Annotated in this window: 26 protein-coding genes and 1 pseudogene; 22 read left to right on the top strand and 5 right to left on the bottom strand. The window is 57.7% G+C overall.

Translation table 11 applies throughout. The features are described from left to right. Positions 1-143 precede the first annotated feature (143 nt). The 12 genes from DN824_RS21235 to DN824_RS21180 all read left to right on the top strand — a co-directional run bounded on the left by DN824_RS21235 (position 144) and on the right by DN824_RS21180 (position 12,093). Positions 144-863, top strand: a complete 720-nt coding sequence (locus tag DN824_RS21235; protein ID WP_260466067.1) for a PFL_4669 family integrating conjugative element protein — start codon at positions 144-146, stop codon at positions 861-863. Positions 864-866: 3 nt separating this feature from the next. Next, positions 867-1,409, top strand: a complete 543-nt coding sequence (locus tag DN824_RS21230) for a DUF3158 family protein (protein ID WP_052462826.1) — start codon at positions 867-869, stop codon at positions 1,407-1,409. Between the two features lie 23 nt (positions 1,410-1,432). Further along, positions 1,433-1,828, top strand: a complete 396-nt coding sequence (locus DN824_RS21225) for a single-stranded DNA-binding protein (RefSeq protein ID WP_041013374.1) — start codon at positions 1,433-1,435, stop codon at positions 1,826-1,828. Positions 1,829-2,076: 248 nt separating this feature from the next. After that, a complete protein-coding gene (locus DN824_RS21220; protein WP_041013373.1) occupies positions 2,077-2,634 on the top strand; it encodes a hypothetical protein in 558 nt (185 codons plus the stop codon). Positions 2,635-2,644: 10 nt separating this feature from the next. Then, a complete protein-coding gene (locus DN824_RS21215; RefSeq protein WP_041013372.1) occupies positions 2,645-4,591 on the top strand; it encodes a DEAD/DEAH box helicase in 1,947 nt (648 codons plus the stop codon). Between the two features lie 110 nt (positions 4,592-4,701). Then, positions 4,702-6,735, top strand: coding sequence for a DNA topoisomerase III (locus tag DN824_RS21210; protein WP_079329251.1), 2,034 nt, complete (start codon positions 4,702-4,704; stop codon positions 6,733-6,735). A 928-nt stretch (positions 6,736-7,663) separates the two neighbouring features. Further along, the gene (locus DN824_RS21205; protein ID WP_125884075.1) at positions 7,664-8,023 is read left to right on the top strand and encodes a hypothetical protein; all 360 of its coding nucleotides are present in this window, start codon (positions 7,664-7,666) and stop codon (positions 8,021-8,023) included. 1,021 nt (positions 8,024-9,044) lie between these two features. Next, a complete protein-coding gene (locus tag DN824_RS21200; RefSeq protein WP_125884076.1) occupies positions 9,045-9,530 on the top strand; it encodes an STY4534 family ICE replication protein in 486 nt (161 codons plus the stop codon). A 70-nt stretch (positions 9,531-9,600) separates the two neighbouring features. After that, positions 9,601-9,861: a hypothetical protein gene (locus DN824_RS21195; RefSeq protein WP_079329252.1), complete on the top strand. Its 261-nt coding sequence runs from the start codon at positions 9,601-9,603 to the stop codon at positions 9,859-9,861. A 90-nt stretch (positions 9,862-9,951) separates the two neighbouring features. Further along, the gene (locus DN824_RS21190; RefSeq protein WP_079329253.1) at positions 9,952-10,152 is read left to right on the top strand and encodes a hypothetical protein; all 201 of its coding nucleotides are present in this window, start codon (positions 9,952-9,954) and stop codon (positions 10,150-10,152) included. Positions 10,153-10,249: 97 nt separating this feature from the next. Then, positions 10,250-10,561, top strand: a complete 312-nt coding sequence (locus DN824_RS21185) for a hypothetical protein (RefSeq protein WP_125884078.1) — start codon at positions 10,250-10,252, stop codon at positions 10,559-10,561. Positions 10,562-10,689: 128 nt separating this feature from the next. Beyond that, the gene (locus DN824_RS21180; protein WP_138410313.1) at positions 10,690-12,093 is read left to right on the top strand and encodes a DNA cytosine methyltransferase; all 1,404 of its coding nucleotides are present in this window, start codon (positions 10,690-10,692) and stop codon (positions 12,091-12,093) included. A 58-nt stretch (positions 12,094-12,151) separates the two neighbouring features. Here the strand turns inward: DN824_RS21180 and DN824_RS21175 are convergent, their stop codons facing one another. Next, positions 12,152-12,475 carry an EexN family lipoprotein gene (locus DN824_RS21175; RefSeq protein WP_041015673.1) on the bottom strand — a complete coding sequence of 108 codons (324 nt, stop codon included), beginning with the start codon at positions 12,473-12,475 and terminating at the stop codon, positions 12,152-12,154. Between the two features lie 399 nt (positions 12,476-12,874). On the opposite strand from DN824_RS21175, the gene DN824_RS21170 reads away from it, so the two are divergent. The 6 genes and pseudogenes from DN824_RS21170 to DN824_RS21145 form a co-directional block, all read left to right on the top strand. Beyond that, positions 12,875-13,219 carry a hypothetical protein gene (locus tag DN824_RS21170; protein WP_079329256.1) on the top strand — a complete coding sequence of 115 codons (345 nt, stop codon included), beginning with the start codon at positions 12,875-12,877 and terminating at the stop codon, positions 13,217-13,219. A 72-nt stretch (positions 13,220-13,291) separates the two neighbouring features. Next, positions 13,292-13,909, top strand: coding sequence for a DUF3275 family protein (locus DN824_RS21165; RefSeq protein ID WP_079329257.1), 618 nt, complete (start codon positions 13,292-13,294; stop codon positions 13,907-13,909). A 5-nt stretch (positions 13,910-13,914) separates the two neighbouring features. Continuing rightward, positions 13,915-14,166, top strand: coding sequence for a hypothetical protein (locus DN824_RS21160; RefSeq protein ID WP_121498531.1), 252 nt, complete (start codon positions 13,915-13,917; stop codon positions 14,164-14,166). 71 nt (positions 14,167-14,237) lie between these two features. Continuing rightward, on the top strand, positions 14,238-14,636 hold the full coding sequence (locus DN824_RS21155; protein WP_121498530.1) for a hypothetical protein: 399 nt from the start codon (positions 14,238-14,240) through the stop codon (positions 14,634-14,636). 87 nt (positions 14,637-14,723) lie between these two features. After that, positions 14,724-15,323 carry a hypothetical protein gene (locus tag DN824_RS21150; protein WP_041015679.1) on the top strand — a complete coding sequence of 200 codons (600 nt, stop codon included), beginning with the start codon at positions 14,724-14,726 and terminating at the stop codon, positions 15,321-15,323. 39 nt (positions 15,324-15,362) lie between these two features. After that, a pseudogene (locus tag DN824_RS21145) lies at positions 15,363-16,388 on the top strand (DUF6094 domain-containing protein); the annotation flags it as partial. A 34-nt stretch (positions 16,389-16,422) separates the two neighbouring features. Here DN824_RS21145 and DN824_RS21140 read toward each other — a convergent pair. Next, on the bottom strand, positions 16,423-17,352 hold the full coding sequence (locus tag DN824_RS21140) for a recombinase family protein (RefSeq protein WP_003150544.1): 930 nt from the start codon (positions 17,350-17,352) through the stop codon (positions 16,423-16,425). A gap of 201 nt (positions 17,353-17,553) precedes the next feature. Here DN824_RS21140 and DN824_RS21135 point away from each other — a divergent pair, with 201 nt between their 5' ends. The 3 genes from DN824_RS21135 to DN824_RS21125 are packed head-to-tail and all read left to right on the top strand — an operon-like array spanning position 17,554 to position 21,200. Next, on the top strand, positions 17,554-17,793 hold the full coding sequence (locus DN824_RS21135) for a ribbon-helix-helix domain-containing protein (protein ID WP_003089107.1): 240 nt from the start codon (positions 17,554-17,556) through the stop codon (positions 17,791-17,793). Next, positions 17,793-18,203, top strand: coding sequence for a putative toxin-antitoxin system toxin component, PIN family (locus DN824_RS21130; RefSeq protein ID WP_003150546.1), 411 nt, complete (start codon positions 17,793-17,795; stop codon positions 18,201-18,203). The genes DN824_RS21135 and DN824_RS21130 overlap by 1 nt, the downstream gene beginning before the upstream one ends. A 3-nt stretch (positions 18,204-18,206) precedes the next feature. Continuing rightward, positions 18,207-21,200: a Tn3 family transposase gene (locus DN824_RS21125; protein WP_003299771.1), complete on the top strand. Its 2,994-nt coding sequence runs from the start codon at positions 18,207-18,209 to the stop codon at positions 21,198-21,200. 12 nt (positions 21,201-21,212) lie between these two features. Here DN824_RS21125 and DN824_RS21120 read toward each other — a convergent pair whose 3' ends face one another. The 3 genes from DN824_RS21120 to DN824_RS21110 are packed head-to-tail and all read right to left on the bottom strand — an operon-like array spanning position 21,213 to position 22,071. Next, positions 21,213-21,425, bottom strand: a complete 213-nt coding sequence (locus tag DN824_RS21120) for a GDCCVxC domain-containing (seleno)protein (protein ID WP_003089113.1) — start codon at positions 21,423-21,425, stop codon at positions 21,213-21,215. Between the two features lie 7 nt (positions 21,426-21,432). After that, a complete protein-coding gene (gene merP, locus DN824_RS21115) occupies positions 21,433-21,708 on the bottom strand; it encodes a mercury resistance system periplasmic binding protein MerP (protein ID WP_003150552.1) in 276 nt (91 codons plus the stop codon). Between the two features lie 12 nt (positions 21,709-21,720). Then, on the bottom strand, positions 21,721-22,071 hold the full coding sequence (locus tag DN824_RS21110) for a mercuric transporter MerT family protein (protein WP_003089115.1): 351 nt from the start codon (positions 22,069-22,071) through the stop codon (positions 21,721-21,723). Between the two features lie 74 nt (positions 22,072-22,145). Between DN824_RS21110 and DN824_RS21105 the strand changes: the two genes are divergently transcribed. Next, a partial coding sequence (locus tag DN824_RS21105; RefSeq protein WP_138410311.1) for a MerR family DNA-binding protein occupies positions 22,146-22,473 on the top strand: 328 nt, incomplete at its 3' end.

Genomic DNA, 22,473 nt, shown 5'->3' with positions numbered 1-22,473 from the left:
GTAGAAAATGGCGAAAAGCCTGAAATATCGTGTTTAGCCCCGGGGGAAATACTTTTTATGCAGTTCGGATTTAGCGCAGACAGCACGGAAAGAAACTGTCGAAATCACCATACCAATGACTGCCGTGGTTAAGGAGAGTCCCAGTGTCCGACCAATTTCAGCTCAATCTGGGTTCTTTGCGCAGCGCGATGAACCTGACTCTCCATACTCATCATGCCGCTCGCATTTGGCATGGCCGTCCGGCAAGCGGCGGTAAGAATGGGATTCTGGGGCTCACCGGTTTCGTGAACATCATGAACAAGATGAAGCGCGGCGCTGAGCAAGACGACCCCTATTCCGACATGTGGATCATCCGTATGGAGGAGCGTCTTGAGGAAGCCAAGATCCAGATGAGGCAGATCCAGGATCAACTGGATAGCATCATGGCCGGCCTCCCAAAGGCGTTGAGCATTGGCGACAACCTGAACATCAGCCCTGTCCAGGTTCCGCTGTTCGTCAATGCTCAACTCGGCTTCAAAGCAGTCTACCTCCTCACTGATTACGATGATCTGACTCGCCGTTTATTGCTGGCACATCACACCGCTCTGATAGGCCGACGCGACATGGAACACTGGATCAATGAGGGCGCCAAGATCCTGCGCAGCGTGTTCGGCCTCGCACAGCAGTACAAATACTCTGGGGCTACCCGCGACGACATCGCAGCCAAAAACGCTCGTGGGCGGGATGCGATTGAGAAATACGGTGAGCTGCCCCAAGACGTACTCGAGGGTACGCGCCGATCGCAATTTGCACCTCCAATCCTCCGACGTGGGGAGGCGGCTTCTGACGCAACTGGGGAAGCTGCAGCAGATCCCGAGGAGTGATTTATGGCTGGGTCAAATCCGCAGCTCAAGCTGTTGCCAGGTAACGCCACCGATGAACTGAAACAGGGAGCCTTCCGGCCGCTGGAACAGACTGCCTACGCGGCACTGGAACATGCAGCCTCCCTAAAGGGCTTTTTAAAGCCTTTTAAGGGTAAGGGGGATCTGGACCTGTTGAGGGAACGCTGTGAGCAGATCAGGGGGGATTTGATCCAGGTAGCGATGAGTCATGTTCTGGGTCAGACCAGCAAGAAGCCTTTCTCGATGCTGCCGGCTCAGCTCAAACATCAGAGCACAGAGGCCGGGACTGTATTCCTTCGTTGGCGGCGGGTAGATCGCGCCAGGATGGGCGTTCAAGTCTGGGAGGATCTGATCGCTGATCCAAAGACGCCAGCCTCGTTGCTTCGTGACCTCTACGAGCAGGAGCTGCAGAGGATCGTCATCAACATGCAGATCAGCTTGACGCACACCATTGCGCGGCAGGCGGCTGAATGTGCCGAGAAGATGGCCCAGGCCGAGGCCACTCTGCTTCGCCGGCTCGACCGATAGATCAACGAAGAGGAGACGCACGCATGTCTACGAGATGGGATAACGAAGGAAACATGGGCGCTGACCCAGAGTTCAAGCTGATTCGCGTGTCCGGAAAGGAGGACCGAGCCTTGATGCAATGCTCAGTCTACTTTGACAATCCAATCCCCAAAAACGAAGGGTTTGAGGACCGGGGTGGGTTCTGGGCACGAGTAGAATGGTGGCATCAGAATGCAGAACAGTTCTGTGCGCTGTACAAGAAGGGCATGCGGGTGCACGTTCAAGGGACGCTTCAAATGGAGCCATTCGAGGATAGCGAAGGCGAGGATCGCCTCTCCATTAAGGTACGGGCAGACCGAATCTCTATCCTGCCGTACCGCGTCGAGAGCGTGATTATGGGCCCTGCCAGAAGCCGGCAGCGGGAGGCCGAGGAGGCCTAGCGTTGCGGCCCGCAACACTCATGAGCCCGACAAAATGGTCGGGCTTATTTTTGTCTAGCGAAAAGTTTGTCCGTCCTGAAATGCAACAGATGCAATTTCGCATTCATTGTGGCGTGGACTACTCATTCGGTCATGCTGGGCTCATCGAAAAAAACGCTCACCGGCAGAAGTCACTTGAATGAGTGCTTTTGCCGGATCGGCCTCTCCAGCGTGCCGCCTGTAGGGCGGATGCCAAAAAGGAACACCGCATGAAGAAAGCATTTGTTGGTACTGCTCTATTGGCACTGGCTGCGTCGCTTGCGGGCTGCTCCGGCAACCATGTGACCTACGGCAACGAGTGCATGACCTGTATCAACAACCCAATAACAGGGGAGCCGGTCAATTACGACCCAGCCGAGTATTCGACGGCCATTTCGTCGAGCCAGAGTCCTGCATCAGGTAGCCGCTCCGTTCCGCACACTCTTGCCAGAGAGCAGGTTGAAATCGCGTTTGCGCAGAATGTGGACATGGTCGGAATGCGCCTGAAGGACGCTTTTGGGTACATGACCCAGGATGAAGCAGTCGCCCAGATGGGCAACGCAGGGAAAATGGCGTTCGCTGGTCCAGGGTACGCCTATCAAGCATCCCCAGGTGCGTTCTACTTCATGAAGACGCAGGCGTACAACGGTGATCTGTCGACGCGAGTCACGCGTGCTGGAAACGGGGCGAAGGCGGTCATCACCTATGAGCAAAAACACTCGGGCGGTAAGGACATTCAGTCGGTAATGCGCGAGGTAAAAGCGCGGGCTGAAAAGGCTCTGCAATAGGAGCCTTTAGGTGGCCAGCTTCAAGGTCAAGCGACCGTCGCTTATCAAAAGTGCGGTGTTCGACGGCCATGACTATGGGCTGGTACTCCATTTCGTCCAGGGCGCGGGCCGGCTGCTGCAACAGTTCGGGGGAAGTTATATAGGGGATGAGGATCATCCCTACTACCGTGCCTGGCGAATTCCGAAGGCGAAGCTACATACCGAGCCGGAGGAGCTGTTCACTAAGCTGATGGAGTTGGCTGACGGACAGTGCAAAGAGTCGTACGAGAGCTTCATCCAGAAGCTGGACGCAGCGCGAGCTTGTCCGCGTTTGGATGCATTCTTGTGGGGGATGAAGCTGCAACTGTTCCCGCTTACCGATGGCGGAGCTTTATCAATCGGGGACTATCATCCTGCCGTAGTAGCCCTCTACCGCTCGCTTCGAGGACTGTTCCTACCGCCTATGAGAGGTTGGCGGTTGGACAGTTCCTTGGAGTTTCTATTTGAACAGCTGGTAGCAGAGGTCGGTCTCTCCGAGAGCCAGATTGAGATCTCTACAATCCCGCGGGCTTTGCATAGTGACGGGACGGTTTCGGTCGATTCAGACATCGTTTCGCTCAAGGTTGGGGGAGAGCCTCCAGACCGAGGTGCTCAAGGAGAGGATGGTGCGCACGAGGTATATCTTGCTGATGTCCCTCAGATGTTTGCCCATGCGTGGGAAGCTGATGAGCTTGACCAAGCCATAGGCGCATTCTCGCTGTATGACTATCAAACCGTAGGAGTCAGGTTCCTGGTAACCAGGAGCTCGGCACTGCTTGCGGACGACATGGGACTAGGAAAGACCCGACAGGCGCTGACCGCTTCGCTAATACAAGCGAAGGGGGGGCGTATCTTAATTGTCACGTTGGCCTCTCTGATATTGAATATCGAGCGCGAGATCCGGCTGATCCAGCCGGATGCATCTGTATCGCTCCAAGTTGACGATCTGGCCTGCCAGTGGGTTGTCACCAATTACGAACGGCTAGGGGCATTCGTCCACTCGGCCGCAGGCTTCTCGGTCATGGTTATCGATGAGGCCCATCGTTTGAAGGAGCCCACGGCCGAGTGCACTAAGCACGCCTTCGACATCGCGGCGCAGATTCCAAATAGGTACCTCCTGACAGGCACACCGGTCCTTAACCGCGAGGCCGAGCTACATACGCTGCTGCGCTTGTCTGGCCATCCCATAGGGCAAATGCAGCTCCGTGAGTTCTGTGAACAGTTCGCGGGCAGCAAAGAATTTCGTAACGCGCTCAGGGAGCGTCTGGCCGATTGGATGCTGCGTAGGCGGAAGGACGTACTACCGCAGCTGAAGGGTAAGCATAGACAGCCGTTCCCCGTGGAAATGAACGACGCGGAACGGCTTGAATATCAGGCCATTCTAGGCGGGACGGACACACCCTTGGTCCGCATCGGGCAGCTGCGTCTGTTGCTCGAACGGGCGAAAGTAGCCTCAGTCGTGGACCGACTCAGTCAGATGGGACCTGACGACAAAGCAATCGTCTTTTGTGAATTCAAAGAGACGGTTGCCGTAATCGAGGAAAGCTGTGCTGCTGCTGGCATCGCGTCGGCCAGTCTCATGGGTCACCACAACGGAAAGCGGCGGCAGGCAGCAGTAGACCGCTTTCAAGACGATCCCGATTGCCGCGTCTTTGTTGGTACCACGAAAGCTGCGGGTACTGGCATCAACCTGACTGCCGCCAATTACGTTCTGTTCTGCAGTCTTCCATGGACGCCAGCATTACAGGCGCAAGCAGAGGATCGAGCGTATAGAAACGGCCAGCTTCGTCCGGTCATGGTTCTGATTCCGTTGGTCGAGTCATCAATCGATCAACATCTCTGGCAAATGCTGCTGAGTAAGCAGGCACTGGCGAGCGATCTACTCGAGCCTGAGCAAGCCGCTGAGGACGCGATGAGGCAGCTAGCATCGGTCGCATAGTGTTGCGGGCCGCAACAGGCCGGTCTAGAAAAGCAATTTCCTTCGGTTCTCTTTTCGCCTTACAGGCTGGACGCATCCAGTGGAATCTTCGGGAAAACCGAGGGGGCACTATGCGCGTCGTACTATGTGAGAAACCATCCCAGGCGGCTGATGTGGCCAAAGTCATCGGTGCAACCAACCGGGGCCAAGGTTGCTTTACAGGAACTGGCCTTGCGGTCACCTACTGCATCGGTCATCTCATGGAGAATGCTGCGCCAGAGGATTATGGCGACCGATACAAGAAATGGTCGTTAGAGGATCTTCCTATCATTCCTTCCGACTGGAAGATGAAGGTCAAGCCCAAAACACAGAGTCAGCTGAAAACGGTCAAGGCCCTACTCGCCAAAGCGAAAGAGCTCGTGATCGCAACTGATCCAGATCGAGAAGGGGAACTGATCGCGTGGGAGGTCATCGAGCACTGCGGCTACAAAGGCCCAACGTTGCGGATGCACTTATCAGCGCTTAACCAGGCTGCGATCAAAAAGGCATGGGCCAACCTTCGGCCAGCGTCTGAAACCATCAACCAGTATTACTCGGCCCTGGCTCGGGGCAGGGGAGATTGGCTGGTCGGGATGAACATGTCCCGACTCTTCACGTTACTTGGTGCCCAAGCAGGCTACCAGGGGGTTCTTTCGATCGGACGGGTGCAAACTCCGACCCTCCGTATCGTTGTTGACCGTGACCGAGCCATTAAAAACTTTGTCGCCAAACCCTATTGGGACCTGAGCGTTACCCTGAGCCACAACCAGGCGACGTTTACTGCGAAATGGCTGCCGGCATCGGCTATGGATGAACAGGGGCGCTGTAGCAGTGAACAGGCTGCCAGGCAGGCCGAGGCGGCTGTGCTCAACACCGGGGCTGCTCGCGTCTCGGCCGTAGCTACGGAGCGCGTTGTTGAGGCGGCTCCACTTCCGTTTAGCCTGGGTGACCTGCAACAAGCTTGTTCCGCCAAGTTAGGGCTGGGGGCTCAACAGACCTTGGATATAGCGCAATCGCTATACGAGACCCATAAGGCCACGACCTACCCGCGTGCTGACAATGGCTATCTCGACGAAAGCATGCATAGCGAGGTGCCTCAGATATTCGCTGCGATGGTGCGCACCGATCCCTCAGTGGCCCCGTTGGTGGGGAGGTTAGATCCGCAGGTGAAATCTAGGGCGTGGAACAGTGCGAAGGTCACCGCTCACCACGGCATTATCCCGACGATCGAGCCAGCCAACATTGAGCGAATGTCAGAGCGGGAAGCGTCTGTTTATCGGCTTATTCGAGCGCACTTTCTTGCGCAATTTCTACCCGCTCACGAGTACGACAAAACCATCGTCCAACTGACGATTGCAGATCAAGAGTTCAAGGCGTCTGGCCGGTTGCAGCAGGTGGTTGGGTGGAAGGCTGTGATGACCGATCAGGGTGCCAAGGCGAATGAAGAGGAGGCGGGCCAGGAGGAAGCTGGCCAATCGTCTGCGCAGGTTCTTCCTGACCTGGTGGAAGGGGACCGGCCCAAAGTCATCGCTGCCACGGGGGCAAAAATGATGACGACTCCGCCCAAACACTTGACCGAGGGGGATTTGATCAAAGCGATGAAGGGGGCTGCAAAGCTCGTTTCCGATCCGAGACTGAAGCAGAAGCTCCGCGACACGGTAGGTATTGGGACGGAGGCAACTAGGGCCGGGATCATCGAGACGCTCCTAGAACGGGGCTTCATCTTCAAGAAAGGCCGCACGTTGCGAGCTACTGATGCTGCTTTCGCCCTGATCGACAGTGCCCCCGAGGCTTTAACGAACCCAGGCATGACAGCCGTTTGGGAGCAAGCATTGACCATGGTGGAGGAGGGGACGATGGGGTTGGATGATTTCGTTTCCCGGCAGTCCACCTGGATCACTCAAATGGTCACGAAATACTCGGCGACGAAGATGAATTTCAAGCTCGAGCCGAGCCCGCCATGTCCTGTATGCGAAGGGCAGATGCGGCGCAGGCCCGGAAAGACTGGGCCGTTCTGGTCATGCATGAAGTACCCAGACTGCAACGGAACAATCAGCATCGAGCAGAAAGGCAAAAAATCTGTTTCCAAGCGTAAACCCAACCGCAAGGCTACTGCTGCGAGCTAGACGCGTTCGGAACGTTTATGCAATGGAATTCGTCAATATTGACAGGGAAGGGCGGGGCATATCCCTTGCGTGTACCACAGACCACCAACATAATGAGTTTGTATCACCCCGTTGGCTACTGTCGGTCATCAGTAGCAACCCAGGAGCCGTAAGTGATTGATACTCGCCTCCGGCTCCTAACCCAAAGCGCGCATAACTTCGGGAAGGGCGTGCGCACTTTCGTGAGTCTCCCTGTCACCTCAGACACGCAGCCGTCAACTCGTAGATGGGATGGCATAGACCGGAAGTTCGAAGTTTGCTTGTCCTAGGGCTGCTCCGGTGTGACAGCCCTCCCTTTTTCGTGAGGTAGTCCACAGATGGGTGCCCTAAAAATCGTAACAAACGGTTTTTAGGCCACCCCTCTGGGGCTACCGTAGTCACTGCCGGTACTCGCCGGTGAAACAACGAGTTCCTTTTGTACGCGGATGTGTGCCAGACAATATCGACTCAAGCCACGATAAGAGTCGGATGAATTGGATCATCGCCAGGTCAATGCCAGGGGCCGGCAATGAGGCAAATCATAGGTGGTTCACTCATATCAGCCGAGGGGTCTCCCTCGGCAACTGTTCCCTCCTCTTTCCCTGATCGCAGATGATCAAGCGCCGTTAAGCGCCCGATTTCCGTCTATCCGCCCGCGTGCGTCAGTATGTTGACATGTGCACATGCGAGCGTGATGATTCCGCTATGTACTGCTGACGTTGTCAGCGACATGCCCACGCAACCAGGTCTTAGGTTGCGGTGCGTCTCGACGCATGACCAAACCCAAGTTCGCTAAGCATTCGGAAGCGCGAACGGTCATCACTGTGATGATGAATGCCTACTCTCACCTCTACGGGGAATCCACTTCCCCGACAGGGTTGGTGGACCTCCGCTCTAAAGGAGTTTCACCATGCAATCATCCAACAGCTACAACGCTGGTTATCGTCTCGGTCAGTTCGTTCGCCCGCTGGTCTCCGGCATGCGCGATGTCCTGGCATCCCGTACTGAGCGCCAAGTACCACAAAACGTGGATTATGACGCGCTTGCAGCTACCCCAACGATGGTGCGTCGAGGCGTCGATCTGTCTGCGTGGCAGGCTCGAAACCTCTCCCTGATCGATGAGCCTACCTCCGCAGATGAGGCACCTCAGGTGTTTCTGCTCGGCTGGGATGGCTTCGCTGATGCTTCATCAGACTATCAGGGGCCAGCGCCTTCTCCATCGTTCCCTCGTGCACTAGGTCCGCGCAGCTCTCTGGACGCGCTGATCTGACTTCACCTCAAGCAGAAGCGTCTGGCCCAGCCAGTCGCTTCTGCTCTTCAACCAAAGGACTGTCACATGAACTCAATCCGAAAGAAGGCAATTGCCGAGGACCTTCGCAAGGTTGGTACGACTGCTGTTGCAGCTGCGCTAATCAGCATGTTCATTGGTAACACTGCTTTGCTGTCTGCTTGCGCTGCCGTGAGTGGGTTGGTACTGTGGGGTCTAGGTATATTGATGACTCTGGAGGAATGATATGAGCCAGACAGCTGCTGGACTCCTCATCCTTGCACTGATCGTAGTCACAATGGGGGGTGTGGGACTCTACGCTTCTTGGCCAAATGTGAAGCGCGAGTTTCAGCGTTTTCGCCACCGTCACCCTTAACCTCACCTCACCCAAAAGCCCCGTTACTGGGGCTTTTTTTTTGCAAAAGAAATAGCTATGTGAACGGTCGCTCAATTGATTTCACTGTTATCGCAGCGGATCTTCTCTTAGCAGGAGAAGAGAGTGTCTACGCCGATCAAATACCATTTCTAGCGCCTGTCTAGCGCCTGTAGGTTCGGCGCTTAGAAGAGTTCTGGACGCGACACAGCTTCCCCACGGGGAACCTGACAACTTGTTCTTGTTGGGACTGTTGCAGGGGCCGCTTGGCGAACTAGGCGCCGAGCGTGCTATAGCTGCGCTACTCCAGGCTATGAATGGACGTCATGACCTTGAATTAAACGATGACATTCGAGCGCTTGCTGAGATGTTGGGTTTGGACTGACCAAAGGCTGGGTTGATCCTTGACAATCAAGCGTTCAATGATAAATCTGTTCATGTGTTCTGCCGATGTTGTCGGCAACATGCCCAGGTAGCCAGGATCTTCAAGGCTACGTCACCTTCTGGTGATGATCACCAAAGTTCGCGCAGCATTCGGAAGAGCGAACAGTCACCGACCTTCGGTGGCGAATGCTTACTCATCTACCCAGCGGGGAATCACTTCCCGCAAGGGTCGTGATCTCTCCCGTACTTATGTCTCGGAGACGCATCATGACTCAATCCAACGAATCCAAGTTTTTCGATTTACACACCACCGGCATCGGATACCTGAACCGCATTCGCGAAGTCACTGTCCGCAAAGGCCCGGGTTTCCTCGCATGTACCGTGGCCGCTCTGCACGGATCAGCCGACGACGTTGAGTATTCCTACATTGACTGCAAGGTTGCAGGCGCTGAGGCTCAGAAGCTCGTACGTCGCTGCAAAGAGGCCGTCGATGCTGGGAAGAAAGTCTTGGTTAGCTTCAAGATTGGCGACATCTGGACAGACCCTTTCATTTACCAAAATGGCGACAAGAAGGGTCAACCAGGAGCTCAGCTGAAAGGTCGTCTTCTCTTCATTGGCAGAATCTCTGTCGATGGTGAAGAGGTCTACCGGGCACCTGAGCGTAACGCCTCCTCGGACGAAGCTGACCAATCTGATGGTGACGGGGCTGAGACAAGTTCTGAAGCCGCCTCGCCCCTCAGCTCAGTAGCGTAAACCAACGCCTAACCCCACCCGCGGAGAATGAGAGTTCTCTGTGGGGAGGGAGGCTTTATGGATCCCATCCATGAACCACTATTCCAACCTGTACGATGAAATCGCTGAAGCCGTACCTGGCGAACCACCCAGCTTCGAGCAACTCATCAAGATGGTCCGAGACCTTGCTGATGATCCGGAGCAGCCAGTGGCAGGCTTTACGAGTTTCGAGGAGTTCTTCGCCTGGTTCGATACGCTGACCGGCTACGATCAGTTCGATCTGGACGAGGACGTTCTACCCCACAAACTGCTGTTAGAGGTTGTCTACGACGCTCTGCTGGCAGAGCAATAAACCATATCAGGTGTTGCGGCCCGCAACACTTGCCCGACTGGGAGCACGCTCCCATCGGGAGTGCGTCCCCGATCAAATCAGGAGGTCCCTATGGACGTCACGTATGGTCTGAACGCATACAGAACCACTGGCCAGCTCCTCAAGCTGGACATCCTTCAAAGCAAAGCTGGCTGGTACATCGGCACCATCGACCATGATGGGCCTGTGTCGCGTGAGTCTGGCTACTATAAAACCCCCCAAGCAGCTTATGACGCCATGCGTGCCGGCAACTGGGAGCAACACCTCGACTAAGCAAGTCTCGGCTCTGTAGCTGGGCTCTGTTGTCTCACTCACACCTACCCGATGGGAAACATCCCAGCGGGGGTGTTTTCCATCATTGGAGAACACCATGAATACTGAAATCACAATAGCTGTAGCTCCGGCATCTGTTGCGAGCAAAGTCGATGCGCTTTACGCAGCCGCTACGGCTAAGTTCCCGACTTACGAGACCGTTGTGCATCGGTCGTTCTGTGAATCGATGCGGCAAGCATTTCCTGATCCGCAGAGCACCGAAGGAGCCCAAGCAATTCAGTACGCCATCGGGGAGTACGGTTACCTCACTCCTGAGGAAATAGCGGCTGAAGATGCTGAATCCACCAATGATGGTATCTGTTCACACGGGCTGGATTTCTGGACTTGTCCGAAGGGCTGCTTTGGATGAAATGGTTCGGTTCATAGCCTTCATTTCGACGCTTTCTACCAGCCGGTAGCTCAGCACACTAAACCTCTAACACCTCACCCAATGGGAAACATCCCATTGGGGGTGTTTTCCATTTCTTGGAGAGCACCATGACCAATTTCACCTCACTCATCACATCGAAGATCGGCGAATCACGAGGCGTGGCCCGCCTTTGGCTGGAAGGTCAAAAGCTCCTGAAAGCTGGGGTTATGGTTGGCGCCCGGTATGAAGTCCGTGCGTGTCGGTCGACCAGGCGACTTGAGCTGGTCCCATGCAAAGGACAGGAAGCAGGGAGAGCGTTCACCGTCTCACGCCGCGAGCGTAATGGTGTCGTAGTGCCCCTGCTGGAGTTCCGCTCGCCAGTGCTTCGGGAGGTATTCTCAGCGGCCGATAAGGTCCGTGTTGTAATTCGCCTAGGCCGTATCCTAATCACCGAGATCGATAAGGATCGGAAGGTTGCAGAACGCTTGCTCCGGCTTCAGCAGAAGGTAAGACGATCAGAGCCGTTGGCCGTTTGCAGTCTCTTTCATGGCGGAGGAGTCCTGGATAGGTCGGTACACAGCGGCCTGTTGCGGTCCGGTGTCGGCTCGTTCGTTCAGATTGGGGTAGAGCTAGAAGGGCAGTACCTCGACGCGAGCCTGCGCAACAATCCGATGCTGTGGACGGATGAGTCGATTGCCATCTGCTCGGATATTCGAGATGTGAAACGGGGGCCGGATATTCCGCAGTGCGACCTATTGGTCGCTGGAATTCCGTGCACAGGAGCGTCCCGGTCAGGTAAGGCCAAGAACAAGCTGGTGGCTACTGAGGACCATCCGTCAGCAGGAGCTTTGTTCATGGACTTTCTGGAGTTTGTGCGTTTCGCAAACCCCGCGATCGCGATCATAGAGAACGTGCCCGACTACCTGAACAGTACCTCGATGATGGTCATTCGTTCTGCTCTTGCTTCATTCGGGTACAGCGTTTTCGAGTGCATTTTGGATGGTGCGAAATATGGAGCGTTAGAGGATCGGTCAAGGATGGCTGTGGTTGCTTATACGGAAGGTGCTCTAACGAACCTGACAGAGGAAGATGTTCTCCCTTTGAGGACCAAGGAGGCGACCTTAGAAGCCATCCTGGAGCCTATTTCACCCAATGATGCGCGGTGGAGAAGTTTCGACTACCTGCATGACAAGGAAACGCGAGACCTGGCAGCTGGAAAGGGTTTTCAGCGTCAGTTGCTGCCATCATCTGCAGCCACCTGTGGATGTATCGGAAGGGGGTATGCCAAGGGGCGGAGCACCGAACCATTCATACTTCATCCCACGAAGCCCGGCCTCAGCCGGCTGCTCACGGCTCGAGAGCACGCAAGAGTTAAAACGATACCGGAGGAAGTGGTCGCAGGGGTTTCTGAGACAGTCGCTCATGAAATATTGGGGCAGTCAGTGATCTTTACTGCGTTTGAGGCACTGGCTGCAACTGTTGGGCGCTTGCTGGTCAGGTCGATAGACGTCGAGGGACAAATCGCTGCATAAACCAAGGGGCCTTCTGGCCCCTTTTTTGATGCTGCGCCGGGTGCGCCCGGCGAATCTGTCAATCCACTTTCGAAAAGGTCCGTGCCTTGTTGCGCAAGTGGCTGATCATGCTGCCATCGCCTGACAGCTCTAGAGCCTTCTTTTGCGAGCCTTTCCGAACCAGGAGGGTCTCAGACTCGGCGACGAGCATTTCCTCCAACGAACCGAAAGGCATGTCGGGATTGTCGAGCTCGGCGGTTACCCGGAACCCATTACCGGCTTTCTCGACTGTGATGGTCTCGTCCGGGCTTTGCCACTGGCCGACGAAATCGCTTCCTTGCTCTTTGCATCCAACCAGAATGAAAATGAAGCAGGCGAGAGCAGCGGTAATCAGTATTTTCATCTTGAGTCTTAGGGGCTGTGAAGTTGGCTCCATGGTAGCGAGCGAGAGCTTGGAAATCCTCTCGAACGCGATAAGGTGTGCACCGGGTCAAACAGGGAGTTTGACGGTTTGTCGAGGCAAGGAACGTGGCGATTATCTATCTGGACCGAGCCGGAGAGGTTGACTCCTCCAAGGCTGTGGACTACAAACGCACTAGGCCTGCTGTCGTTGACAGTACCTGCCCAGGTAGCCAAGACCTTCAAGGCTACGTCACGAAAGTGATGGTCACCCAGAGTGCGCCAAGCATCCGGAAGCGCGCACAGTCACGCGATGTGATGGATGCATGTTCGTCTAACCAACCCGATCGGGGGATACCCCTCCCGATCATGGGCATGGTGTCTCCACGATCTTGGAGATCCCATGTCTCGTAAATACTTCACCTCCGAGCAGGCCCATGTCCTGACTCTTCCTGTTGTTCTAACCGAAAAGGCATGGCGCGAGGCCGTTCACATCGAACAGCCGAAGAGCCTCACCGAGGTTGCGCAACGTCTTGCTTACACACTCAAAGCCGCCTGGCATGCCTTCATGGATGACCCTGTTGCTGAGAGAGCTGAGTTCGGTATCAACCGGTTTCCTGCGAGTGGCGATCGAAGTCACAAGAGGTTCCTGGCCCTGAAAGCCGAGCGCAAGCGTATTCCTGAGAGCGATAGCTGGAACCTTGTTATTTCCTTGAAGTTCGAGGAAACCGAGCAAACGTACCGCTAACCCTTACCCAAGCTACTAACCACTGCGTGGAGACTTCCCACGCTGGGGGTCTCCATGCCTAGGAGGCTCTCAATGATCACCATCCCCGGCCAGCTGGCCATTCGCACAATTGTTGGCCGCAACGGCGATTTCAACGTCGGAAGGTTGACCACATCGATCGGTGAGTTCGTCGTCAAGGACCCGCAGCTCGATCAGTACAGAGAGGGGAAGTACGACGGACAGTTCGTCGTTACAGAGATCAAACCCTCGAGCTACTCCCACAGGGGGCGCTTCGTGATGGAAGTCCGAGCGCATCTGGGAGGCATGACACTGGATGATCTGGACACACTGACACAAGAGGACACCGATGCTCTCGATGACCGGGAGCGCGATCCGATTGAAGAAGATGTCCAGCAAACAGAGCCCAAGCCTGCCAGCACTTCTGTCACGAAACCCAAACCCGCCGTCCAAGACGATATGACTCCGTTCGGGATGGAGAGACCAATCGAAAAAACCGCCGACACTCCATCTGCATCTGCCGATGAAGTGCTGTTCGGAACGCTTTGGCCTTTGGGTCCAGTAGTAAAAATCGATCCCACCGTTGGCCGCCAGCTGATCCGGGATCAAAGCAAACGATTGGGTGAGTTGGGCTATGAGCTTGATTTCCGATCGCAACAATGGTCGTTGAAGGGCGACGCGGAGGCTGGGTAAAGCGCATGAGTAAGCCAATCAATACGCAGATCCCAACCGCGGAAATCCTGATGGCCACTGGTGTTCTTCGAGAGGTAGGCCTCGATCATGAGGCGGACAAGTTCCGGGAGTCGCTGTTCAACAGAGATCTGTTGCCAGCTGCTGTTCGGGCCTTGGAGCAGCGGATCAAAGCCGCCAACTCGGATGAACCTGTAGTTGCGAAAGAAGCTGCGTTCAGAACGTACCAACGCATGATGAAAATCACACAGCCGCGCTAGCGCGGTTCACTCCCTTGCCGGGTTCAACGCCCGGCAGGGGGAAGGACTCGGCCCGTAATGAGGATTTACCTATGGGCTGGCTCTACTACGCACCAAGCAAAGAGGCTTTGATCCAGGATCTTCTGGATGACTGCGAAAGCGAGAAGCTGAAGCGGCGGTCATTGGACTCGTTTCTGGTCCAGGAAGGAGACCAGTTGGTGTTGTGGTCTGTGGCAGAAATTACAGCCAAAGACGACAGCACAGCGGGGCTCAAGACTGGTCAGGTACTCAAGCTCATCTGTTGCGATCTTCTTGATCGTTCAGGCTCGACTTGGGGTGTGAAACGCCTCGATGAAGCTATGGGGCCGTATTACTACAGCTGTCCGTTGCGCTTCTTGGACATGGCCGACGAGTTATCCCCCTCGTGGAGGAAGGCTGTCTTGAAGTGCCACTTAGCCAACAAGCTGCAGGCTGCATTCCTTACCGCATAGACGCATAGCCCGTTCCCGGGCTTTCACTCAACCCACATGGGCGACCGCCCAAGTGGGAGGGCGCCCTTTCGTTTCACAGGAAGGATCATGCCCAACCTCTACACACTGGACGAATGTCCGGATCTCTACCTCGATGCGTGTGTCTGCGACGAGCAACGTGGCCTGGTGTTCATGTCTGCATGGGGGCGCGATACCGCCGTGCAGGAGTTCCTGGCCAGACTGACGTTGGGGGCTGCAGAAGGCGGTATTGAGCATTTTCATGTGGCCCACGAACACCGATCGATACCGGTGTTCGTGGGCAACGTGGACATGCTTGAGAAGCGGACTACTCGCACCTACCGGCGAACCCTATTCGGGAGCCTTGTTCACCTATGGATTTTCGACAAACGAGCGGCGCAGCCTGATCTGGCGAACCATTCGGCCATCGCACTTCTTCCTCCTGGCGAAGCCATGAGTGAGAACGTGATTTGGCCACTGGTTCGTGAGACATGCCCGTTGCCACTGCTTGAGCATTGGCAACGCCCTGTGCTCGATCTGCTGATGGAACAGCAAATGCTCGTGCCCTTGCCGGCGGCCCTCGGGCCAGTCAAAGCATGGCGGTTGAATCTCAAGCTTGACCTTCTGGAAGCCGCTCTCGGCGACCTTATCCGAAACGGAATCCTCACCACCAGCGCACAGCGGGCATAGCCCGCTGCGCTTTTCTATACCCCGAATCAGGAGGTTCACATGGGACTCATGTTTCCACGTCTGGCGCGCAACTTTGCCAAGAACGGGTACTACCCAACTGACGAAGCGACCCTGGAGCGTGCCATAAGCGCGCTCGCACCCTCTGCAGGATCGATGAGGATCATCGATCCGTGCGCAGGGGAGGGTGTTGCTATAGCAGAGGCTGCACATGCGCTAGGCCGGGAAGACGTTCAGGTCTATGCAGTCGAATATGACCGTGAGCGGGCAGAGCACACCAGAACCTTGGTGGACCATGCACTGCAGAGCGATCTCTTCGACACACTCATCTCCAGGCAGTCGTTCGGCTTGCTCTGGTTCAACCCACCCTATGGTGACCTTGTAGCCGATCACAGCGGATCCTCGCAGTACCAAGGCAAGGGCCGTCGCCGGCTGGAGAAAGCGTTTTACCAGCGATGCATCCACTACCTGCAGTACGGTGGTGTGATGGTTTGCATAGTCCCGAACAGCTGTCTGGATCAGGAGTTTTCAGGATGGTTGTGCAATCACTTCTCCGAGTTGCGGATCTTCAAAGCTCCGGAGCAGCAGTTTCGTCAGGTTGTCATTTTCGGCATCCGCACCAAACGCAAGGATCAAGACCGGACCGTTCCCCATGGGGAGCTCAAGGACCACTTTCTTGCGATCGGGACCGGAGAGAAAGAGCCAGACGAGTTGCCTCTTGAGTGGACACTGGAGCCGTACACAGTGCCAGCAGCAACAGGAGAGGTAGAGCACTTCTACCGCGTGACTTTGGAGCCTGAGCAGTTCCTCGAGGAGACCAAGCGGCTATCTGGGCTCTGGTCCGACTTCGGGTTGCACTTTCATCACGTAGGGACGCAACCGCGCCCTCCAGTTCGAGCGTTGTCTTCCTGGCACTTGGCTTTGGCCTTGGCCGCGGGGGCTATCTCTGGAGTTGTCACCTCCAAGACCGGCAAGGTGCTGGTTTTGAAGGGAAACACCCACAAGGAGAAAACGCGGAAAACTGAGTTCACCGAAAACGAGGACGGCTCTCTCAGCGAGGTTGGGGTTTGGGGAGCAATGGAACCAAAAACCAACGTAAGCCCTACCAACGCTTTTCGGTGTCTTCTTCCCAGGCGCCCATCTCGACAAAACAGTTGCGCATGTCGGCCTCCTGGCTGATCTCGGTCAGCAGGTCATGCACGCTCTTGTCCAGCTCATCGTCGCTCCGATACGGAATGGTCAACTCATAGTGGCCGGCATCCAGCCGCTTCATGCCATAGGGCTCCAGGCAGTAGCGCTCAATGTTCTCCGTGGCCCGCTTCCGGCCGCGCACGAACTTGCTGTTATTCACCACCGCGAGGCGCAGGGTGACGGTGGCCACCCGCTCGGCGGCGGGCGGCTCTGCCGGCGACGCGGCCGAAGGCTGCTGGTCGCGTGACCTGGCGCTCTTCTGGTACGCGCCGATCTCGACACCACGGTGGCGCAGGTAGCTGTACAGCGTGCTCTTGGAGATGTGCAGCTTCTCGCCGATCGCGCTGACGCTCAGGCGACCTTCGCGGTAGAGGGTTTCGGCCGCCATGGCGGTGGCCTCAGCCTTGGCTGGCAGGCCCTTGGGACGGCCACCGATCCGGCCACGCGCCCGTGCGGCCGACAGACCCGCCTGAGTCCGCTCGCGGATCAGCTCGCGCTCGAACTCCGCCAGCGAGGCGAACAGGTTGAACACCAGGCGGCCTTGGGCGTGGGTGGTGTCGATGGGGTCATTCAGGCTCTGTAAGCCGACCTTGCGCTCTGCCAGCTCGCCGACCAACTCGACCAGGTGCTTGAGGGAACGCCCAAGGCGATCCAGCTTCCAGATCACCACGGCATCACCCGGCCGCACGTTGGCCAGCAGTTTGTCCAACTCCGGCCGGGCGCTTTTCGCGCCGCTGGCGATGTCTTGGTAGATGCGTTCGCACCCGGCCTGTTTCAGGGCATCGACTTGTAGGTCGGCTTTCTGATCCCGAGTGCTCACTCGCGCATAACCGATCTTCATCAAAAGTACTGTTTACTCGACTACGTTAGTAATAGTTGAACTTTGATTAAGCGTACCAGTTATTTGAACCGTAGCGCGGGGAGCTTAACGAACCGAGCCATTCCTCGATAGAGTTCGGCAAAACCTTCGTTTTGTCGAACCATTGCATCGCCCTTTGTGATTGGCGTATAAACACACAAACACCTATTAGCGGAGAACGCTATGAATACCATTCGCTGGAATGTCGCCGTCTCGGCCGACACCGACCAGTCGCTTCGGATGTTTCTGGCCAGCCAGGGCGGCGGCCGTAAGGGCGACCTGTCGCGCTTCATCGAAGAAGCGGTACGGGCACACATCCTGGAGCTGAGCGCTGAGCAGGCCAAGGCCGCTAACGCCCATCTGAGTGAGGCAGAATTGACCAACGCGGTTGACGAAGCGCTCGACTGGGCACGTAAGCGCTGATGCGGGTCGTGTTGGATACCAACATCCTGTTCAGCGCCCTGATCTCGCCACATGGCGCGCCCGATGCGATCTACCGTGCCTGGCGGGCGGCGCGTTTCGAGGTGGTGACCTCGCGGATGCAACTCGATGAAATTCGTCGAGCCAGCCGCTATCCCAAGCTTCAGGCCATCCTACAGCCCGCCAAGGTGGGCGCCATGATCAATAACCTGCAACGGGCTGTGGTACTGGAGCGCCTGACCATCGAGGTCGAAGCCGATGATCCGGATGACTCGTTTTTGCTGGCCATGGCCTTGGCGGGCGATGCGGACTACCTGGTAACCGGTGATCGCCGCGCCGGCCTGCTGCAACGCGGGCACATCGAACGCACGCGGATCGTCACGCCCGCCGTGTTCTGCGTCGAGGTGCTGTGATCAATGCCGGTCGGTTTTCTGACTCAAGAGCAACGCGACGGTTTTGGCCGCTATGTTGATTCGCCCAGCCGTGAAGAGCTGGAACGTTACTTCCACCTGAGCGATGAAGACCGTGAAGCCATCCAGGTGCTGCGGGGTAACCATAACCGTCTGGGTTATGCCGTTCTGCTGACCACCGTCCGCTTCGTTGGCGTTCTGCCGGACAAGCCCGCCGCCGTGCCGGTGGAAGTCCTGCAGGTGCTTTGCCGACAACTGGCGATTCCAGACCCCGACTGCCTCCAGCGCTATAGCGATCATCGCCGCTGGATACATGCCACCGATATTCAGAACCGCTTTGGCTATCGTCATTTCACCGATCCGGGCATCGGCTTTCGCTTGAGCCGCTGGCTGTATGCCCTCTGCTGGACGGGCACCGACCGGCCGGGAGTGCTGTTTGAGCGAGCCACCTCGTGGCTGTTCACACAGAAAGTCCTCCTGCCTGGTGTGTCTCAACTAGAGCGCTTTATCGCCCAGTTGCGCAGTCGGGTCGAAGAACGCCTCTGGTTTACGCTGGGCCGCAGCGTGACTGAGGAACAGCGATTGCAACTGCAAGACTTGCTGACGGTGGCCGAAGGCAACCGCAGCTCCCGGCTGGATCAATTGCGCTCCGGCCCGGTCATGGTCAGTGGCCCCGCGTTGATTCGGGCACTGCGCCGGCTCGATGACGTGCGCGGCATCGGCATCACCTTGCCGGCGGCGGCGCACATCCCTCCCAGCCGTATCGCCGCCCTGGCCCGCTTCGCCAACACGGCCAAGGTCACCGCGATTAATCGGCTGCCGGCGTCGCGGCGGATGGCGACACTGGTGGCCTTCGCACTCTGCCTGGAGGCGACTGCGCACGACGACGCACTGGAAGTCCTGGAGGCCTTGCTGCGCGACCTGTTCAGCAACGCGGAGAAGGCCGACAAGAAAGCCCGCATGCGCAGCCTGAAAGACCTGGATCGGTCGGCCGCGACGCTCGCCGCCGCGTGCAAGGTCGTGCTGGACAGCTCGATCAGCGATGACAACGTGCGCGCCCGGCTGTTCAACGACCTGCCGAGGACCACCCTGGAAAAGGCCCTGGAAGAGGTCAACGCGCTGATCCGCCCGGTAGATGACGTCTATTTTCTTGCATTGGAAGCGCGCTACCGCAGCGTGCGCCGCTTCCTGCCCGACCTGCTCAAGCACATCCGCTTCGGCTTCAGCCCGGCCGGCAAGGGCGTGGCGGCTAGTCTGGAGTGGCTGCAACTGAACCTGCCGCGCCGGAAGCCAGAGGATGACGCGCCGCAGGAGATCGTGGCCAAGGCTTGGCAGAAGCACATCACCCGCGAAGATGGCTCCCTCGACATGGGTGCCTATGTGTTCTGCACGCTCGATGCGCTGCGCACGGCCCTGCGCCGCCGCGATGTCTTCGTCTCGCCCAGTTGGCGCTATGCCGACCCGCGCCTTGGCCTGCTCGACGGTGCCGAATGGCTGGCGGCGCGACCGATCATCTGCCGGTCACTGGGCCTGACCATCGACGCCAAAACCACCCTGGACGCCTTGTCCGTCGAGCTGGATGCAACCTGGCTGGCAGTAGCCGCGCGCCTGCCCGACAACCCGGCGATTCAACTGAGCGAGAACACCGAGGGCAAGACCGAACTGTCGCTCGGGGCGCTGGACAAGCTGGACGAGCCCTGCTCGTTGCTGCAACTGCGGGCGGCCGTGTCTGACCTGATGCCGCGTGTCGATCTGCCGGAAATCCTCTTGGAAATCGCCGCCCGCACTGGCTTTTCCGAGGCCTTCACCCATGTCTCCGAACGCAATGCACGCGCCGACAACCTGGTCACCAGCCTCTGCGCGGTGCTGTTGGGCGGGGCCTGCAACACCGGCCTGGAGCCCTTGATCCGCACCGACAACCCGGCGCTGCGCCGTGACCGGCTGTCCTGGGTCAGCCAGAATTATATCCGCGACGACACCCTGTCAGCGGCTAACGCCATCCTGGTCGGAGCGCAAAGCCAACTGGAACTGGCCCAAGTCTGGGGTGGCGGCGAGGTCGCCTCCGCCGATGGCATGCGCTTCGTCGTACCGGTGCGCACCGTGCATGCCGGCCCCAATCCGAAGTATTTCGGCACCGGCCGGGGTGTCACCTGGTACAACCTGATTTCCGACCAATTCTCCGGCCTCAACGCCATCACCGTGCCCGGCACGCTGCGCGACAGCCTGGTGTTGCTGGCGGTCGTGCTGGAACAGCAGACCGAGTTGCAGCCGACGCAAATCATGACCGACACCGGGGCCTACAGCGATGTGGTGTTCGGGCTCTTCCGCCTACTTGGCTACCACTTCAGTCCGCGGCTGGCCGATGTCGGCGGTACCCGCTTCTGGCGCACGCGCCCGGACGCGGACTACGGCAAGCTCAACGGGCTGGCCCGCCAGTCGGTCAAACTCGACCTGATCGCCGAGCACTGGGACGACCTGCTGCGCCTGGCCGGCTCGCTCAAACTCGGCCGGGTGCCGGCGACTGGCATCATGCGCACGCTGCAAACGGGAGATAGACCCACCCGGCTGGCCCAGGCGCTGGCCGAATTCGGGCGGATCGAAAAGACTCTGCACACGTTGACCTATATCGACGACGAGTCCAAGCGCCGCGCCACCCTGACCCAGTTGAACCGAGGCGAAGGCCGGCACAGCCTGGCCCGCGCCGTGTTCCACGGCAAACGCGGCGAGCTCCGCCAGCGCTACCGCGAAGGCCAGGAAGACCAGCTCGGTGCTCTGGGCCTGGTGGTGAACATCATCGTGCTGTGGAACACCCTCTACATGACGGCGGCCGTGGAACGGCTCAAGCAGCACGGCTATCCAGTGCTGGAAGAGGATTTGGCCCGGCTATCGCCGCTGATCTACGAGCACATCAACATGCTCGGGCGGTATTCCTTTGCGGTACCGGAAGAAGTTGCGCGCGGCGAGCTGCGGCCACTGCGTAATCCAGACGACGACCTGTGATCCCCCTAAACGCTATGAGCAACACCCAAGCTGCTGCTGGATCGGCGGGCACTTCACCGAGCCGAACGAACAGAAAACGCAGCAATCCCCTGGGTTGGGGCGCAGCAGCGCCTTGCAGTTGCTGCACTCGTAATAGAACTGGCAGGCGTCCGTGGGCATGGTTTCCGGCTTGGCGAAGCCGCAGCGCGGGCAAGTCAGCACGGACTCAAGGACAATGGCGCTCATCGTGACCTCACTTCTGCACTGTGGAGGGGTATCCCGCGTTCGCGGTCGCCTCAGTCAGTGCCTCGGGCTGGGCCTTATCGGGATCGTAGGTGACGGTCGCCGTCTTCTGGTCGAAATTGACCTGGACGTCACTCACGCCGGACACCTTCTCCAGCGACTTCTTGACCGTGATCGGACAGAGTCCGCACGTCATGTTCTGCACGTCGAGCGTGACGGTTTTCGGGGGAGCCGCCAGCGCCACGAAGGGCAAGGCGAAAAGCACGGCGATCAGCAGTTTGCGCATGGTTAATCTCCTTCAGTAGAACAGCGGGGCGAGCCACGGCACGGCCAATAGGCCGAGCAGCAGCACGCTGACGATCCAGAACACGAGTCGCTGTCGCACGAGCGTGCGCGGATCGGCGCAGGGTGTACCTGGCGTACAAACCTGTGGCACCAGGTAGAGCTTGCGGAATGCCAATCCCAGGAACAGTAGAGTCAACCCGATGAAGAGGGGGCGTAGTGGCTCCATCATGGTCAGAGCGCCCACCCACGTACCGCCGACACCGAGTGCCAACAGCACCAGTGGCCCGACACAGCACACCGACGCACCGATGGCGGTCAGCGAACTCGCGACCAGCGAGCCTTTCCCGGTGAGTTGCATCCCCATTCCCATCTCCTGAGCCTGATTGCCTAGGTGCTATTCTAAACTCCGTACCAAAGTACGGAATCAAGGAGAAAGTGATGGCCACAGAGCTGACCATTGGCAAGCTGGCAGACGCCGCCGGGGTGAACGTCGAGACGATCCGCTACTACCAGCGACGCGGGCTGCTGGATGAACCAGCCAAACCCTTGGGTGGCCATCGGCGCTATCCGGTGGACATGGTGAAGCGACTGCGTTTCATCAAGCGGGCTCAGGCGCTGGGTTTCACGCTCTCGGAAGTCGGTGGACTGCTGACGCTGGATGAGTCGTGCGCCTGTGCCGAAACGCGAGCACGGGCTGCACGCAAGCTCGCGTTGATCGAGCAGAAGATGGCCGACTTGGTCGTCATGCAGCAACTGTTAGGCGAAC

The organism is Stutzerimonas nosocomialis, from assembly GCF_005876855.1.
Classification (GTDB): domain Bacteria; phylum Pseudomonadota; class Gammaproteobacteria; order Pseudomonadales; family Pseudomonadaceae; genus Stutzerimonas; species Stutzerimonas nosocomialis.
This window is presented reverse-complemented; position numbering and strand designations above follow the sequence as displayed.

What these genes read in the sequence shown, in the direction of transcription:
- DN824_RS21230 (WP_052462826.1), top strand. Translation starts at nt 867, where the DNA reads ATGGCTGGGTCAAATCCGCAGCTCAAGCTGTTGCCAGGTAACGCCACC.
- DN824_RS21225 (WP_041013374.1), top strand. Translation starts at nt 1,433, where the DNA reads ATGTCTACGAGATGGGATAACGAAGGAAACATGGGCGCTGACCCAGAG.
- DN824_RS21220 (WP_041013373.1), top strand. Translation starts at nt 2,077, where the DNA reads ATGAAGAAAGCATTTGTTGGTACTGCTCTATTGGCACTGGCTGCGTCG.
- DN824_RS21210 (WP_079329251.1), top strand. Translation starts at nt 4,702, where the DNA reads ATGCGCGTCGTACTATGTGAGAAACCATCCCAGGCGGCTGATGTGGCC.
- DN824_RS21205 (WP_125884075.1), top strand. Translation starts at nt 7,664, where the DNA reads ATGCAATCATCCAACAGCTACAACGCTGGTTATCGTCTCGGTCAGTTC.
- DN824_RS21200 (WP_125884076.1), top strand. Translation starts at nt 9,045, where the DNA reads ATGACTCAATCCAACGAATCCAAGTTTTTCGATTTACACACCACCGGC.
- DN824_RS21195 (WP_079329252.1), top strand. Translation starts at nt 9,601, where the DNA reads ATGAACCACTATTCCAACCTGTACGATGAAATCGCTGAAGCCGTACCT.
- DN824_RS21190 (WP_079329253.1), top strand. Translation starts at nt 9,952, where the DNA reads ATGGACGTCACGTATGGTCTGAACGCATACAGAACCACTGGCCAGCTC.
- DN824_RS21185 (WP_125884078.1), top strand. Translation starts at nt 10,250, where the DNA reads ATGAATACTGAAATCACAATAGCTGTAGCTCCGGCATCTGTTGCGAGC.
- DN824_RS21180 (WP_138410313.1), top strand. Translation starts at nt 10,690, where the DNA reads ATGACCAATTTCACCTCACTCATCACATCGAAGATCGGCGAATCACGA.
- DN824_RS21175 (WP_041015673.1), bottom strand. Translation starts at nt 12,475, where the DNA reads ATGAAAATACTGATTACCGCTGCTCTCGCCTGCTTCATTTTCATTCTG.
- DN824_RS21170 (WP_079329256.1), top strand. Translation starts at nt 12,875, where the DNA reads ATGTCTCGTAAATACTTCACCTCCGAGCAGGCCCATGTCCTGACTCTT.
- DN824_RS21165 (WP_079329257.1), top strand. Translation starts at nt 13,292, where the DNA reads ATGATCACCATCCCCGGCCAGCTGGCCATTCGCACAATTGTTGGCCGC.
- DN824_RS21160 (WP_121498531.1), top strand. Translation starts at nt 13,915, where the DNA reads ATGAGTAAGCCAATCAATACGCAGATCCCAACCGCGGAAATCCTGATG.
- DN824_RS21155 (WP_121498530.1), top strand. Translation starts at nt 14,238, where the DNA reads ATGGGCTGGCTCTACTACGCACCAAGCAAAGAGGCTTTGATCCAGGAT.
- DN824_RS21150 (WP_041015679.1), top strand. Translation starts at nt 14,724, where the DNA reads ATGCCCAACCTCTACACACTGGACGAATGTCCGGATCTCTACCTCGAT.
- DN824_RS21140 (WP_003150544.1), bottom strand. Translation starts at nt 17,352, where the DNA reads ATGAAGATCGGTTATGCGCGAGTGAGCACTCGGGATCAGAAAGCCGAC.
- DN824_RS21135 (WP_003089107.1), top strand. Translation starts at nt 17,554, where the DNA reads ATGAATACCATTCGCTGGAATGTCGCCGTCTCGGCCGACACCGACCAG.
- DN824_RS21130 (WP_003150546.1), top strand. Translation starts at nt 17,793, where the DNA reads ATGCGGGTCGTGTTGGATACCAACATCCTGTTCAGCGCCCTGATCTCG.
- DN824_RS21125 (WP_003299771.1), top strand. Translation starts at nt 18,207, where the DNA reads ATGCCGGTCGGTTTTCTGACTCAAGAGCAACGCGACGGTTTTGGCCGC.
- DN824_RS21120 (WP_003089113.1), bottom strand. Translation starts at nt 21,425, where the DNA reads ATGAGCGCCATTGTCCTTGAGTCCGTGCTGACTTGCCCGCGCTGCGGC.
- merP (WP_003150552.1), bottom strand. Translation starts at nt 21,708, where the DNA reads ATGCGCAAACTGCTGATCGCCGTGCTTTTCGCCTTGCCCTTCGTGGCG.
- DN824_RS21110 (WP_003089115.1), bottom strand. Translation starts at nt 22,071, where the DNA reads ATGGGGATGCAACTCACCGGGAAAGGCTCGCTGGTCGCGAGTTCGCTG.